Origin of the sequence: Janthinobacterium sp. GW458P (genome assembly GCF_002127585.1) — a bacterium.
Taxonomy (GTDB): domain Bacteria; phylum Pseudomonadota; class Gammaproteobacteria; order Burkholderiales; family Burkholderiaceae_D; genus Janthinobacterium.
In genome coordinates, this window is record NZ_NEGZ01000088.1 from 1 (window position 1) to 14,211 (window position 14,211).

Sequence of the window (14,211 nt, forward strand, 5' to 3'; positions counted from 1 at the left end):
CCCCCCATGCCTCGCCCCAGGCGCGCAGCACGCCCAGCAGCAGCACGCCGGCCGCCGGCAGCAGGGCCGCGCGCCAGGGCGCACCGCCCAGCATGGCTTGCAGGGCCCAGGCCAGCAACKCCGCCTGGGGCAGCCACAGCAGGGCCGCGCCGCCCTGCACGAGGCTGGCGGCGCGGGGCAGGACAAAGCGGGGCAAGGTCAGGGGCGTGGTTGGCATCTTATACTTTTTGAGTTTTCAGAATTTTCTGTAAATTCGATTTTTTGTATAATACTTCGAAACATGACATATATCAATTGACCGGGGCGGTTTGGCGTGAAAAAATTCAGATAATTATGAAAACTCAAAATATCCAAATGACGCCGCTGATCCTCACCTTCGTCAGCCATTTCGGCGAGATGGGCAGCCGCTGGGGCTTTAACCGCACGGTGGGGCAAGTGTACGCCTTGTTGTTTGTCGCGGAGCATCCCCTGCACGCGGATGAAATCGCGGAGCACCTGAGTTTTTCGCGCTCGAACGTGAGCATCGGCCTGAAGGAACTGCAGGGCTGGGGCCTGATCCGCCAATCGCGCATCCCCGGCGACCGGCGCGAGTATTTTTCCTCGCTGGGCGACGTGTGGCAGATCTTCCGCGTCGTGGCCGCCGAGCGCCGCCGCCGCGAAGTGGCGCCCACCCTGACGGTGCTGCGCGAATCGCTGCTGGCGCCGGCCACGGAACCCGTGGATCAATATGCGCAGGAACGCATGCGCGAAATGTATGAACTGGTCGACCTGGCCAACACCTGGTTCGACGACTTGCAGCGGCTGTCGCCCGAATCGATGGCCCAGCTGATGAAAATGGGCGCCAAGGTACAAAAGCTGCTCAACGCCAAGGATCGCCTGTTTGGCGTCAGCAACAACAGCGACTGAAGTCCGCCCCGCCCTCCCCGCCCCCATCCGGCAAGCCGCTAGCACAAGCGGCTTGCCTTGTCACGCCATTTCCTCCACTCATGTTGGCTATCGCTAGCACAGCCATACATAGCCGTATGCAATGTTGTCAACTGAACCAATAGTATTATTTAAATTGTATTAATTTACATCAAGAGTAAGCTTTCATTTGCGTACTCTCTACGCACAGCAAATAGCTAACAAGATAGGTAAAACGGGCAATGGGATGATATCCCCCGGCAGGCAGGGGCGCGTCCCAATACTAGAAGCGACTGTCTTCAACAAAGGGGATTTTCATGGAAAGCATAAAGAGCATTGCCGTCAAGGCATCCATGCTGGCCGCAATGACCGTACTGGCAAGTGCGGCGCAAGCGGCCACCTGGGTCGACGTGGGGCCGGCCAGCGGTTTCGTCATCGCCGGCAGCACCGTCACCTATACGCCATCGCCGGCGCTGCAGGTGAAATATTATGACGATAATCTGGTGCCGCAAAGCCCATCGGATATCCAGGGCTATATCAATGGCGTCTTTGGCACCAGCCTGGGCCCCGCCGTCTCGTATTGCGACAACGCCACCTCGGGCTGCACTGCCGGCACCACGGCAGGCTTGAGCGGCGGCGTCAATTCGTATACGAGCGCGGCCGCCTATGACTACCTGGCCATCCACTTCGGCCAGGGCGAACTGGTGTTCCACTGGGCCGCTCCTTTGGCTGCCGGCACCACCTTCAATGTGGCGGGCCTGCCCAAGGACCTGAGCAACTACAGGGCCTTCATTTCCGCCGTGCCGGAACCTGAAACCTACGCCATGCTGCTCGCCGGCCTGGGCATGCTGGGCTTCCTGGCACGCCGCCGCCAGGGAAAGTAAGCCGCACCATCCGCATCACAACGGCAGCGGCGCGGCAGCGCCCGCGCCCGCTGCCGCCTTCACCGCCGGTGGCCTGTTTACGCCGCGCTTGCGGCGCCAGGCCCACTGTTTACACCATTTTTAGATCCCCCTCGCTATGCTCGATGGCATCAGGCATCTGTCGACGAGGGAGATTTCATGCACGAACAACCGTTTCAGCCACGCGCGCGCAGCGTGATCCGCCAGCATCTGCCCGCGCGGGAACGGCTGCGCCTGGCCAGGCTGGCCAGCAAGAAAATGGTATCGGTATTATCTGCGCTGCTGTGCGCGGTGCCGTTGCTGTATTTGCTGAGCGTGGTGCTGTGCGCGCAGCCGTGACATGGGCTGCTGCAGAAGAGATGGCAATGCGGCAAGGTGCCGCGTGCAGGGCCAGCAAGAGCTGGTCCGCCCAGAGGGAATCGAACCCCCATTCACGGTTTAGAAGACCGTTGTCCTATCCGTTGAACGATGGGCGGAAAGGTGCAGTATTTTAATCCATGCGCGCCAGCAATGAAATGCCTGCGCGGAATAGAAAACGGGCTGTCATTTCTGACAGCCCGCTTATGACTTTGGTCGGAGTACAAGGATTCGAACCTTGGACCCCCTGGTCCCAAACCAGGTGCGCTACCGGGCTGCGCCACACTCCGAAGACAAGATAATAACGCTTCCCCACAATTTCGTCAATTGCCATAGACGAATTAGCTGGAAATAACTATCGCTCCCGCTTGGGCGCTTGCTGAAAACGATCAGGGCAAGGCTGCCCTGCGCGCCATCAGGCGCCAAGCTTGTCGGCGATGCGGCGCGCCATCGACTCGGCCTTTTCCTTCTCCTTCGCCTCCACCATCACGCGGATCAGCGGTTCCGTGCCCGAGGCGCGGATCAGCACGCGGCCCGTGTCGCCCAGCTCGGCCTCGACCTGCTCTTTCTCGGCCACCATGGCGGCGTTCTGCTGCCAGTTGAAACCGGGCGCCACGCGCACATTGATCAGGGTTTGCGGGAACAGCACCAGTTCCGCCAGGCATTGCTGCAGGCCGAGACCACTGCGCTTGAGCGCGGACAACACTTGCAACGCGGAAACGATGCCGTCCCCCGTCGTGTGCTTGTCCAGGCACAGCAGATGGCCGGAACCTTCGCCACCCAGTATCCAGCCCTTTTCCTTCATGACTTCCAGCACATAGCGGTCGCCCACCTTGGCGCGCGCAAAGCCGATGCCCTGCTGCTTGAACAGCACCTCCAGCGCCATATTGGTCATCAGGGTGCCCACGGCGCCGGCCACGGGGCCCGTTGCCAGGCGGTCCTTGACCATGACGTACAACAACTCATCGCCGTTATACAGGCGGCCCGTGGCGTCGCACATGATCAGGCGGTCGGCGTCGCCGTCGAGCGCGATGCCCAGGTCGGCGCCGTGCTCGACGACGGCGGCAGCCATGGCGGCCGTTGCCGTGGCGCCGAAGCCCGCATTGATGTTGAAGCCGTCCGGCTTGTTGCCGATGGCGATGACTTCCGCGCCCAGTTCGTGGAAGACGTGGGGCGCGATATGGTAGGCGGCGCCGTGCGCGCAATCGACGACGATCTTCAGGCCGTGCAAGTCCAGCTCATTGGGGAAGGTGCTCTTGCAAAACTCGATGTAGCGGCCCTGGGCATCGTCGAGGCGCTTGGCGCGGCCCAGCTTGTCCGACGGCACGCAGTCCATGGGCTCGTCCAGCGCCGCCTCGATTTCCAGTTCCATGCTGTCAGGCAACTTGGTGCCCTGGCCGGAAAAGAACTTGATGCCATTGTCATGGTAGGGATTGTGCGAAGCGGAAATGACCACGCCGGCCGACAGGCGCAGCGCGCGCGTCAGGTAGGCGATGGCCGGAGTCGGCATGGGGCCGGCCAGCATCACATCCACGCCGGCGGCCGACAGGCCCGCCTCCAGCGCCGCTTCCAGCATGTAGCCGGAAATGCGCGTGTCCTTGCCGATCAGCACAGTCGGCCGCGTCTTGCTTCCCTGCGATTTGGCCAGCACCTTGCCGGCCGCATAGCCGAGGCGCATGACGAAGTCAGGCGTGATCGGGGCGGCGCCCACGAGGCCGCGAATGCCATCGGTACCAAAATATTTCCGGGTCATAAATTTCTCTTTTTGTTGTTTATAATGAATCTTACAGGCTCAGTGCGCTGCGCGCCAGACCTTCAGGGCATCGACCGTTTCCGCTACATCATGCACACGGACAATTTCCGCACCTTGCGCTACCGCAGCAAGTGCGCCGGCAAGGCTGCCGGCCAGGCGCTGCTCGACGGGGCGGCCCGTGACGGCGCCCACCATCGACTTGCGCGACAGCCCGGCCAGCACGGGCAAGCCCAGTTCGCTGCGCAGCCGGCGCGTGGCCCGCAGCAAGGCGTAATTCTGCTCCACCGTCTTGCCGAAACCGAAGCCGGGGTCGATGCACAGACGCTCGCGGTCGATGCCGGCCGCCGTCATCGTTTCGACGCGCTCCTGCAGGAAGGCGATGACTTCGCCCACCACGTCTTCGTATTGCGGCTGGTCCTGCATGGTTTGCGGCACGCTTTGCATGTGCATGATGCACAGCGCGCAGTCGCTGTCCCGCACGGCCTCGATGGCGCCCGGAGCGCGGAAACCGTTGATATCGTTGATCATGTCGGCGCCCGCCAGGATGGCTTCGCGCATCACTTGCGGCTTGTAGGTGTCGACGGACAGGGGCTTGCCGCAATCGCGCAAGGCGTACAGCACCGGCATGACGCGCTGCAACTCATCGTGCAGCGGCAGCGGCGGCGCGCCGGGACGGCTCGATTCGCCGCCGATGTCGATGATGTCGGCGCCATCGAGCATCATCTGCTCGGCGCGTGACAGGGCAAACTCCAGGTGCTGGTACTGGCCCGCATCGGAAAACGAATCGGGCGTGATGTTCAGGATGCCCATCACCAGCGCTTGCGTGCCGGACAGGTTGAAGCCGAAGCGGCCGAATTGCAAATAGTGTCGCATGTAACTCTTTTTTGTCATCAGGAAAAACCGGCGCGGGAACGAAAAAGGGCAAGGATTGCTCCTTACCCTTTTTTACAGCGCGCCACCGGTCAAGGGGCGGCCGCTATCAGGCTGGCGCCGTCGCGTTCGGCGAGATGCCGCCCGAACCGCTGTCGCCCGCATTGCGGCGTGGCGGAATGACTTTCGGCGGACGCGGCTCCAGGCCGGCCATGATGTCATTGATTTGCTCTGCATCAATGGTTTCCCACTCCAGCAAGGCCTTGGTCATGACTTCGACCTTGTCGCGGTTCTCTTCGAGCAACTTGCGCGACAGCGCGTATTGCTTGTCGAGAATGCTGCGGATTTCCGCGTCGACCTTTTGCTGGGTCGCTTCCGAGATGGTCTTGGTGGCGCCACCGAAGAAACCTTCGTTTTCACTGTCTTCGTAGACCATCACGCCCATGCTGTCGGACATGCCGAAGCGGGTCACCATGGAACGGGCCAGCTTGGTGGCGCGCGAGAAGTCGTTCGAAGCACCGGTGGACATTTGCCCCACGAAAATCTCTTCGGCGATGCGGCCGCCGAACAGGATGGAAATTTCTTCCAGCATCTTGTCCTTGTAGGCGGACAGATTGTCGTGTTCCGGCAACTGCCAGGTCAGGCCCAGGGCCCAGCCGCGCGGCATGATCGTCACTTTGTGCACGGGATCGGCCTTCGGCAGCAGCTTGGCGACGACGGCGTGACCGGACTCGTGGTAAGCCGTATTGCGGCGCTCTTCCTCGCGGATGATCATCGATTTACGCTCGGGACCCATGTAGATCTTGTCTTTCGCGTCTTCGAAGTCGATCATTTCCACCAGGCGCTTGCTGCGGCGGGCGGCAAACAGGGCTGCCTCGTTGACCAGGTTGGCCAGGTCAGCGCCCGAGAAGCCGGGGGTGCCGCGGGCCAGGATATCGGCTTTCACGTCGGTACCGATAGGTACTTTGCGCATGTGCACGTTCAAGATCTGTTCGCGGCCGCGGATATCGGGCAAGCCGACGGAGACCTGGCGGTCGAAACGGCCCGGACGCAGCAAGGCTTTGTCGAGCACGTCGGCGCGGTTGGTGGCGGCCACGACGATCACGCCGGAGTTCGCTTCAAAACCGTCCATCTCGACCAGCAGCTGGTTCAAGGTCTGCTCGCGCTCGTCATTGCCGCCGCCCATGCCGGCGCCGCGGTGACGGCCCACAGCGTCGATCTCGTCGATGAAGATGATGCAAGGCGAGTGCTTTTTCGCGTTTTCAAACATGTCGCGCACGCGGGAGGCGCCCACGCCGACGAACATTTCCACGAAGTCGGAACCGGAAATCGAGAAGAACGGCACCTTGGCTTCGCCGGCGATGGCGCGCGCCAGCAGGGTTTTACCCGTGCCCGGCGGGCCGACCATCAGCACGCCGCGGGGAATGCGGCCGCCCAGTTTCTGGAATTTGCTCGGGTCCTTGAGGAAGTCGACCACTTCGTTGACTTCCTCTTTCGCTTCGTCGCAACCGGCGACGTCGGCGAAGGTAACGGTGTTGCTGGCTTCATCCATCATGCGCGCCTTCGACTTGCCGAACGAGAATGCCCCGCCCTTGCCGCCGCCCTGCATCTGACGCATGAAGAAGACCCAGACGCCGATCAACAGCAGCATGGGGAACCAGGAAACAAAAATAGTTTGCAGGAACGACGCTTCCTCGGGCGGACGCACATCGAAATGCACGCCGTTGTCGCGCAGGTCGCCGATCAGACCCTTGTCGAGGCTGGTCGCGGTGGTACGCACCTTGGTGTCGTCCATCAGCTTGGCGGTGATCGTCGACCCTTCGATGACGACATCCTTGACGCGCTTGGCTTTGACTTCATCCAGCAAGTCGGAATAAGCGATGGCCTTGCTGCCGCCTGTGGAGCCATGACTTTCGAATTGCTTGAACAGCATGAACAACAGCAGCAATACGACTACCCAGATGGCAGATTTGGAAAACATGTTATTCACGAAGACTCCTTGGATGCAGTGCGCATCTCTTTACCTATAGCTAGAAACACGATTTTACTCGCAATAAGCGGGCCGTGCCAAAGCCCGCCGATCCGTGCGCGCGAAAAAACCGCGTTCACGCAAAAAAATGCAGTATAAACAATTCAGGCTTTTCCACCACTGCCTCTACCGCACTTCTCGTTCCCATGTGCGGATTCCGCCTTAAATATCAAGGGCGGAATCATCTTCTTCAACGGCATTTTTCAGCGGATTCTTGATTCCGCGTCCCATCAGGAAGATTTCCGATGATTTATCGCGGCTGGCCTTGGGCTTTTTCTGCACCACGACCTTGAATTCGGCGCGGAATTTCTCCACGATCTGGCTGAAACCCATGTCTTTAAAGCATTTCACCAGCAATACGCCCGATGGCTTCAAATGCAATTGCGAAAATTCGATGGCCAGGTCGATCAGATGCTCCATGCGCGCGGCGTCCGCCGTGGCGATGCCCGACAGGTTGGGCGCCATGTCCGACAGGACCAGGTCAACCTTGCGTCCTTGCAACACCACCTCCAGCTGGCGCAGCACGCGCGCTTCGCGGAAGTCGCCCTGGATGAAGTGGAAATCGGCGATCGGCTCCATTTCCAGCATGTCCAGGCCAATCAGGGTACCATTGACCCCGCCGCCGTCCTTGCCGGCCAGCTTGCGCCGCGTGTACTGGGCCCAGCTGCCGGGAGTGCAGCCCAGGTCGACAATCACCTGGCCAGGTTTGATCAGTTTTTCGTCTTCATCGATTTCTTTGAGCTTGTATGCTGCCCGGGCGCGGTAGCCCTCTTTTTGCGCCAACTTCACATAAGGATCATTTATGTGGTCGTGCAACCAGTTTTTGTTTAATTTCTTCTTTGCCATTCGCGTAGAATACTGCTTTTAAGGGAATTACTAAATATTATTATGCTAAAACTTACACCCGTAGAGCGCAGCGCACTGCGCGCCGAAGCACACGCGCTGAAGCCTATCGTCATCATTGGCGAAGCGGGCTTGACACCTGCTGTCCTCAAAGAGATCGACCTGGGCCTGGATTCGCACGGCCTGATTAAAGTCCGCGTGTTCGGCGACGACCGCGAAGCCCGCGTTGGAATGTACGATACGATTTGCGGCAATCTCGGCGCCGCCCCGGTACAACATATAGGCAAACTGCTGGTAATCTACCGTCCGAAAAAAGAAGTGGTTAAAGAGAAGGTCAGCGCCGGCAAAGGCATGCGCGAAGTGACCATCGTCAAGGCCAGCGCCAGCGGCACCAAGCGCCCCAGCGTGACGAAAGTCATGATCAAGGGCAATGAACGCGTTACCGAAGGCGGTTCCATCAAGCGTGCCAAGCCACGTCAGAAAAGCGCCAAGAAAAGCGCACTGGGCAGCAAGTAAGCCTGTTCACCCGGCCACCGCAAGGCGGCCGGGCTTGAAACAAGAAGCGGAGCACGGGATATCCCCTGCTCCGCTTTTTTTTGGGGGCAGACCCGGCGGGGGATTCCGTCCCGATGGGATGGAATCTACGCTCAAAGAGACTGCCCCGGCAGTTAACACTTTACTGCTGTTTCCAGATTAACACGCCCGCCAGCAGGCTCTGCACGGCAAAGATCAGGGTCGACACGCCATGCAGCATGCCGAAGCGGCTGCGCATGGTCTCGTCCATGATGCCCGCTGGCGCTTGCGCCTTGAGTTCGGCCATCAGCGGCGTGATGCCGAAATGGCTGAGCAGCGCGCACACCAGCATGGACAGCACCAGCGCGCCCAGCAGGCGCCGGCGCTTCGCTTCCAGCGCGCCGGGGCACCACTGCAGCAGGGCCAGCAGTACCAGCGCACAGGCGAAGGACAGCCACGCCTCGGCGCGGAACATGCTGCCGGCGATATTGCCTGCCAGCACGCGGTCGCTCAAGGTGCCGAACAGGGTCGGCGCCACGACGAAGCCGATGGTCCACAGGCTGCCCGCCCACAGGGTGGCAACGAGGATGCGCAGGCGCGTCAGCATCAGATGTACAGCACTTCCAGGATTTCGTATTCGCGCGGGCCGGACGGCGCCTGCACTTCCACCACGTCGCCGGCGTACTTGCCGATCAGCGCGCGGGCGATCGGCGACGTCACGGAAACCTTGTTCATTTTCAGGTCGGCTTCATCGAGGCCGACGATCTGGTACGTGACTTTCTGGCCCGATTCCAGGTCTTCCAGGTTCACGGTCGAGGCAAACACCACGCGGCCTTCCGCGTCCAGCGCGGTCGGGTCGATGATTTGCGCTGCACCCAGCTTGCCTTCGAGCTCGGCGATACGGCCTTCGACGAAGGCCTGGCGTTCCTTGGCGGCATCGTACTCGGCGTTTTCCGACAAATCTCCGTGCGAACGCGCTTCGGCGATCGCATCGATGACGATGCGGCGTTCCTTGGTCTTCAAATGATGCAGCTCTTCCTTCAGGAGTTCTGCGCCGTATTTGGTCAATGGGACTGAGGTCATATTATCTCTACTATCTGCTAGTTATCGGCGCCGTTGCCGTGTTTTGTCACGCTGAACGGACTTACCAAGTGAAAACCACAGAGGCCGCGCGCTGCTCTGCACGGAACTCTGTGGTTGATAAGCATGCAGTGTACCGCCTAACGGCGGCCACTGCAAATGACACGCGGACTATTAAGCCTGCTGCAGGGTCTTGTGCAGGCCTTGCAGATCGTAGACGCGCAACTCATCCAGATGGCGGATGCCTTCGACGGCCGCTTCCGCGCCGGCGATGGTGGTGTAGGTCGTCACGCGCGACGCCAGGGCCGAGGTGCGGATGGCCCGCGAATCGACGATGGCGCTGCGTTTTTCTTCCACGGTGTTGATCACCAGCACGATTTCATGGTTCTTGATCATGTCGACCACGTGCGGACGGCCCTCGATCACCTTGTTCACCGGCGTGACGGCGATGCCGGCAGCCGCGATCACGGCAGCCGTGCCCTTGGTGGCGACCACGGTGAAGCCGGACTCGACCAGGTCGCGCGCCACTTGCACGGCGCGCGGCTTGTCCGACGCTTTCACGCTGATGAAGACCTTGCCCGATTTTGGCAGGTTCACGCCGGCGCCCAGTTGCGATTTCACAAACGCTTCGCCGAACGTCAGGCCCACGCCCATGACTTCGCCCGTCGACTTCATTTCAGGGCCGAGGATGGTGTCCACGCCCGGGAACTTGACGAACGGGAACACGGCTTCCTTGACGCTGAAATATGGCGGCACGACTTCCTGCGTGATGCCTTGCGAGGCCAGCGACTGGCCGACCATGCAGCGGGCGGCGATCTTCGCCAGCTGCAGACCGGTGGCTTTCGACACGAAAGGCACGGTGCGCGACGCGCGTGGATTGACTTCCAGCACGAAGACGACGTCTTTCAGCTGGCCGTCGATCTCCTGTTTCTGGATAGCAAATTGCACGTTCATCAGGCCGACCACGTTCAAACCCTTGGCCATCAGCGCCGTCTGGCGTTTCAGTTCTTCAATGGTTTCCGCTGCCAGCGAATACGGCGGCAAGGAGCAAGCCGAGTCGCCCGAATGGACGCCGGCCTGTTCGATGTGTTCCATCACGCCGCCGATGAATGTCGTTTCGCCGTCGGAGATGCAATCGACGTCGCACTCGATGGCGTCGTTCAGGAAGCGGTCCAGCAGCACGGGCGAATCGTGCGAAACCTTGACGGCTTCGCGCATGTAGCGCTCGAGGTCGCGCTGCTCGTGGACGATTTCCATGGCGCGCCCGCCCAGCACGTACGATGGACGCACGACCAGCGGGTAGCCGATTTCCTGCGCCAGCGCCAAAGCGTCGGCTTCCGTGCGCGCCGTGCGGTTAGGCGGCTGGCGCAGTTCCAGCGTGTGCAGCATCTGCTGGAAACGCTCGCGGTCTTCGGCCGCGTCGATCATGTCGGGCGAGGTGCCGATGATGGGCACGCCGTTCGCTTCCAGGTCCAGCGCCAGTTTCAATGGCGTCTGGCCGCCGTACTGCACGATCACGCCCACCGGTTTTTCGATGGCGACGATTTCCAGCACGTCTTCCAGCGTCAGCGACTCGAAGTACAGGCGGTCCGAAGTATCGTAGTCGGTGGAAACCGTTTCCGGGTTGCAATTGACCATGATGGTCTCGTAGCCGTCTTCGCGCATGGCGAGGGCCGCGTGGACGCAGCAATAGTCAAACTCGATGCCCTGGCCGATACGGTTCGGGCCACCGCCCAGCACCATGATCTTTTTCTTGTCGGTCGGATTCGACTCGCACTCTTCGTCGTACGTGGAATACATGTACGCCGTGTCGGTCGAGAATTCCGCCGCGCAGGTGTCGACGCGCTTGTAGACGGGACGGATGCCCAGCGCATGGCGCTGCTGGCGCACGGCCGCGTCGGTCGTTTGCAGCAAAAAGCCCAGGCGGCGGTCCGAGAAGCCCTTCTGTTTCAGCTTGTACAGGGTGTTCTTGTCCAGGTTTTCCAGCTTCTGCGTGTCCAGCCACAGTTCCAGGTCGACGATTTCCTTGATCTGGATCAGGAACCATGGGTCGATCTTGGTGAGCTGGTGCACTTCTTCCAGGGTAAAGCCCTGGGCAAACGCGTCGCCCACGTACCAGATGCGCTCGGGACCGGGCTCGCCCAGCTCCTCTTCGATCTTCTCGCGGTCCTTGGTCTTTTCGTTCATGCCGTCCACGCCCACTTCCAGGCCGCGCAAGGCTTTCTGGAACGATTCCTGGAAGGTACGGCCGATGGCCATCACTTCGCCGACGGATTTCATCTGCGTCGTCAGGTGGTCGTCGGCCGTCGGGAATTTCTCGAACGTGAAACGGGGGATCTTCGTGACGACGTAATCGATCGACGGTTCGAACGAGGCCGGCGTGGCGCCGCCCGTGATTTCATTGCGCAGCTCGTCCAGGGTGAAACCGACGGCCAGCTTGGCGGCGATCTTGGCAATCGGGAAACCCGTCGCTTTCGATGCCAGTGCCGACGAACGCGACACGCGCGGGTTCATCTCGATGACGATCATGCGGCCATCGACGGGGTTGATCGAAAATTGCACGTTCGAACCGCCCGTGTCGACGCCGATCTCGCGCAGCACTGCCAGACTGGCATTGCGCATGATCTGGTATTCCTTGTCCGTCAGCGTTTGCGCTGGCGCCACCGTGATGGAGTCGCCCGTGTGCACGCCCATCGGGTCGAGGTTTTCGATCGAGCAGATGATGATGCAGTTGTCCGCCTTGTCGCGCACCACTTCCATCTCGTACTCTTTCCAGCCCAGCAACGATTCTTCGATCAGCAGCTCTTTCGTCGGCGATGCTTCCAGGCCGCGCTTGCAGATGGTTTCGAATTCTTCTTCGTTGTACGCGATGCCGCCGCCGGAGCCGCCCATGGTGAACGATGGACGGATGATGGTCGGGAAGCCCAAGGTGCGCTGCACGGCCCACGATTCTTCCATCGAGTGCGCCACGCCCGAGCGTGCCGAACCGAGGCCGATCTTGGTCATCGCGTCCTTGAACTTGGCACGGTCTTCCGCCTTGTCGATGGCTTCCGGCGAGGCGCCGATCAGTTCGACGTTGTATTTTGCCAGCACGCCATTGTTGAACAGGTCCAGCGCGCAGTTCAGCGCCGTCTGGCCGCCCATCGTCGGCAGGATGGCGTCCGGACGCTCCTTGGCGATGATGCGCTCAACGACCGACCAGGTGATCGGTTCGATATAGGTCACATCGGCCATTTCCGGATCGGTCATGATGGTCGCAGGATTGCTGTTGACCAGGATGACTTTGTAGCCCTCTTCGCGCAGGGCCTTGCACGCTTGCGCGCCGGAATAATCGAATTCGCAGGCCTGGCCGATGACGATCGGGCCGGCGCCAATAATCAGAATACTTTTGATATCTAAACGTTTAGGCATTTTTCTTTTTCTCCTCCGCAGCCATCAAGTTGATGAAGCGGTCAAACAGGTAAGCAACATCCATCGGGCCCGGCGACGCTTCAGGGTGGCCCTGGAAGCAGAAGGCCGGCTTGTCCGTGCGGGCAAAGCCCTGCAGGGAGCCGTCGAACAGCGATTCATGGGTTACGCGGCAATTCGCGGGCAAGGTTGCCGCGTCAACGGCGAAACCGTGGTTTTGCGAGGTAATCAAGACCTGTTTCGTTTCCAGGTCTTGCACCGGGTGGTTGGCGCCGTGGTGGCCGAACTTCATCTTCAGCGTCTTCGCGCCGGAAGCGAGCGCCATGATCTGGTGGCCGAGGCAGATGCCGAAGGTCGGGATGCCCTTCTCGATCAGCTCCTTGGTCGCCGCGATGGCGTAGTCGCACGGTTCCGGGTCGCCGGGGCCGTTCGACAGGAAGATGCCGTCCGGATTCAGCGCCAGGGCGTCGGCCGCCGTCGCCTGCGCCGGCAGCACGGTGACTTTGCAGCCGCGCGCCGTCAGCATGCGCAGGATATTGCGCTTGACGCCGTAGTCGAAGGCGACCACATGGTATTTCGCGTCGGCGTCAAGCAGCTGGCCATAGCCTTCGCCCAAGGTCCATTCCGTTTCGCGGTACTCGTAGGCGGCCTTGCTCGATACCACCTTGGCCAGGTCCATGCCGGCCAGGCCGGGGAAGGAGCGGGCCAGTTCCAGCGCTTGCGCGGAAGACGGCTCATTGCCTTGCGTGCCGACGAGGATGGCGCCGCCCTGCGCGCCTTTTTCACGCAGGATGCGCGTGAGCTTGCGTGTATCGATGCCGGCGATGGCGACGATATTTTCAGCTTTCAGGTAGTCGGACAGGGAAAGGGTGGAACGGAAATTGGATGCCAGCAATGGCAGATCGCGGATGATGAGGCCAGCGGCGTGAATCTTGGAAGATTCGACATCTTCCGGATTGACGCCCGTATTGCCGATATGGGGATAGGTCAGGGTGACCATCTGGCGGCAATAGCTTGGGTCGGTAAGGATTTCCTGATACCCGGTCATCGAGGTGTTGAACACAACCTCGCCCGTGGTATGACCGGCGGCGCCGATCGAAAAACCTTTAAAGATCGTTCCATCAGCAAGCGCTAATATGGCTGGAACGGCAGGGCCAGAAAAAAATGGCGGCAAGGGCAACTCCTGATAAAGTTACCGTAGCTGCGCCACGTCAGACCGACCGCCTAGATACCCGAGCTGCATGCACTCAGGGCGTTTCAACGGTCATTTTGAATGAGGGGATGGGTAGTCGCTACGGTATATGTGTGATTGGCTAAACCTTTGAATTATAACCAAAAGGAAGCTTTTCCACAAGGAAGAAAATACAGAAGGCCCGGCATTTTTTTGCGCAGCAACATAAAATCGGCGCCTGTCCAGTCCTAAAATAGGTTGACAGTATTTATTGCTGCACAAACGCCCGATGCACCGCATCGGGCGTTTTGTACTTCAAGGCCGTATGTGGTCGTTCCTGGTTGTATATCCGCACCGATTGCGCCACCATTTTGCTCGCCTG

At 60.4% G+C, this 14,211-nt stretch carries 13 protein-coding genes, 2 tRNA genes and 1 pseudogene; 4 read left to right on the forward strand and 12 right to left on the reverse strand.

From position 1 onward, the window contains the following. A pseudogene (locus CBW50_RS27065) lies at positions 1-217 on the reverse strand (thiol reductant ABC exporter subunit CydD); the annotation flags it as partial. Between the two features lie 137 nt (positions 218-354). On the opposite strand from CBW50_RS27065, the gene CBW50_RS27070 reads away from it, so the two are divergent. The 3 genes from CBW50_RS27070 to CBW50_RS27080 all read left to right on the forward strand — a co-directional run bounded on the left by CBW50_RS27070 (position 355) and on the right by CBW50_RS27080 (position 2,144). Further along, positions 355-906: a GbsR/MarR family transcriptional regulator gene (locus CBW50_RS27070; protein ID WP_170909696.1), complete on the forward strand. Its 552-nt coding sequence runs from the start codon at positions 355-357 to the stop codon at positions 904-906. A gap of 314 nt (positions 907-1,220) precedes the next feature. Then, entirely contained in the window at positions 1,221-1,787 is a 567-nt protein-coding gene (locus CBW50_RS30140; RefSeq protein ID WP_086148376.1) for a PEP-CTERM sorting domain-containing protein, read from the forward strand. Between the two features lie 177 nt (positions 1,788-1,964). After that, on the forward strand, positions 1,965-2,144 hold the full coding sequence (locus tag CBW50_RS27080; RefSeq protein ID WP_086148377.1) for a hypothetical protein: 180 nt from the start codon (positions 1,965-1,967) through the stop codon (positions 2,142-2,144). A gap of 62 nt (positions 2,145-2,206) precedes the next feature. Here CBW50_RS27080 and CBW50_RS27085 read toward each other — a convergent pair. The 6 genes from CBW50_RS27085 to CBW50_RS27110 all read right to left on the reverse strand — a co-directional run bounded on the left by CBW50_RS27085 (position 2,207) and on the right by CBW50_RS27110 (position 7,660). Further along, positions 2,207-2,281: transfer RNA gene (locus tag CBW50_RS27085), tRNA-Arg, on the reverse strand. 94 nt (positions 2,282-2,375) lie between these two features. Next, a tRNA-Pro gene (locus CBW50_RS27090) sits at positions 2,376-2,452 on the reverse strand. A 125-nt stretch (positions 2,453-2,577) separates the two neighbouring features. After that, complete coding sequence (gene glmM, locus CBW50_RS27095) at positions 2,578-3,915, reverse strand: phosphoglucosamine mutase (RefSeq protein WP_086148378.1); 1,338 nt, start codon at positions 3,913-3,915, stop codon at positions 2,578-2,580. 39 nt (positions 3,916-3,954) lie between these two features. After that, the gene (gene folP, locus CBW50_RS27100; RefSeq protein WP_086148379.1) at positions 3,955-4,788 is read right to left on the reverse strand and encodes a dihydropteroate synthase; all 834 of its coding nucleotides are present in this window, start codon (positions 4,786-4,788) and stop codon (positions 3,955-3,957) included. A gap of 106 nt (positions 4,789-4,894) precedes the next feature. Further along, positions 4,895-6,775: an ATP-dependent zinc metalloprotease FtsH gene (gene ftsH / locus CBW50_RS27105; RefSeq protein WP_086148380.1), complete on the reverse strand. Its 1,881-nt coding sequence runs from the start codon at positions 6,773-6,775 to the stop codon at positions 4,895-4,897. Between the two features lie 201 nt (positions 6,776-6,976). Next, the gene (locus CBW50_RS27110; RefSeq protein ID WP_034757436.1) at positions 6,977-7,660 is read right to left on the reverse strand and encodes an RlmE family RNA methyltransferase; all 684 of its coding nucleotides are present in this window, start codon (positions 7,658-7,660) and stop codon (positions 6,977-6,979) included. 42 nt (positions 7,661-7,702) lie between these two features. Here CBW50_RS27110 and CBW50_RS27115 point away from each other — a divergent pair, with 42 nt between their 5' ends. Beyond that, positions 7,703-8,173 (forward strand): YhbY family RNA-binding protein, encoded by a 471-nt coding sequence (locus CBW50_RS27115; protein WP_010397237.1) that lies wholly within the window; start codon positions 7,703-7,705, stop codon positions 8,171-8,173. A gap of 160 nt (positions 8,174-8,333) precedes the next feature. Here the strand turns inward: CBW50_RS27115 and CBW50_RS27120 are convergent, their stop codons facing one another. The 5 genes from CBW50_RS27120 to CBW50_RS27140 form a co-directional block, all read right to left on the reverse strand. Next, positions 8,334-8,777, reverse strand: coding sequence for a DUF4149 domain-containing protein (locus CBW50_RS27120; RefSeq protein ID WP_172404916.1), 444 nt, complete (start codon positions 8,775-8,777; stop codon positions 8,334-8,336). Then, positions 8,777-9,253: a transcription elongation factor GreA gene (gene greA / locus CBW50_RS27125; RefSeq protein WP_034757428.1), complete on the reverse strand. Its 477-nt coding sequence runs from the start codon at positions 9,251-9,253 to the stop codon at positions 8,777-8,779. Before greA ends, CBW50_RS27120 begins: the two co-directional genes overlap by 1 nt. Positions 9,254-9,424: 171 nt before the next feature. After that, positions 9,425-12,661: a carbamoyl-phosphate synthase large subunit gene (carB, locus tag CBW50_RS27130; protein ID WP_086148382.1), complete on the reverse strand. Its 3,237-nt coding sequence runs from the start codon at positions 12,659-12,661 to the stop codon at positions 9,425-9,427. Further along, positions 12,654-13,832 (reverse strand): glutamine-hydrolyzing carbamoyl-phosphate synthase small subunit, encoded by a 1,179-nt coding sequence (gene carA / locus CBW50_RS27135; protein WP_086148383.1) that lies wholly within the window; start codon positions 13,830-13,832, stop codon positions 12,654-12,656. Before carA ends, carB begins: the two co-directional genes overlap by 8 nt. 265 nt (positions 13,833-14,097) lie before the next feature. Further along, a partial coding sequence (locus tag CBW50_RS27140; RefSeq protein WP_139842666.1) for an integrase core domain-containing protein occupies positions 14,098-14,211 on the reverse strand: 114 nt, incomplete at its 5' end.

Bases quoted from the DNA above. Each gene is read 5' to 3' on its own strand.
- CBW50_RS27070 (WP_170909696.1), top strand. From the start codon at position 355: ATGACGCCGCTGATCCTCACCTTCGTCAGCCATTTCGGCGAGATGGGC.
- CBW50_RS30140 (WP_086148376.1), top strand. From the start codon at position 1,221: ATGGAAAGCATAAAGAGCATTGCCGTCAAGGCATCCATGCTGGCCGCA.
- CBW50_RS27080 (WP_086148377.1), top strand. From the start codon at position 1,965: ATGCACGAACAACCGTTTCAGCCACGCGCGCGCAGCGTGATCCGCCAG.
- glmM (WP_086148378.1), bottom strand. From the start codon at position 3,915: ATGACCCGGAAATATTTTGGTACCGATGGCATTCGCGGCCTCGTGGGC.
- folP (WP_086148379.1), bottom strand. From the start codon at position 4,788: ATGCGACACTATTTGCAATTCGGCCGCTTCGGCTTCAACCTGTCCGGC.
- CBW50_RS27110 (WP_034757436.1), bottom strand. From the start codon at position 7,660: ATGGCAAAGAAGAAATTAAACAAAAACTGGTTGCACGACCACATAAAT.
- CBW50_RS27115 (WP_010397237.1), top strand. From the start codon at position 7,703: ATGCTAAAACTTACACCCGTAGAGCGCAGCGCACTGCGCGCCGAAGCA.
- CBW50_RS27120 (WP_172404916.1), bottom strand. From the start codon at position 8,777: ATGCTGACGCGCCTGCGCATCCTCGTTGCCACCCTGTGGGCGGGCAGC.
- greA (WP_034757428.1), bottom strand. From the start codon at position 9,253: ATGACCTCAGTCCCATTGACCAAATACGGCGCAGAACTCCTGAAGGAA.
- carB (WP_086148382.1), bottom strand. From the start codon at position 12,661: ATGCCTAAACGTTTAGATATCAAAAGTATTCTGATTATTGGCGCCGGC.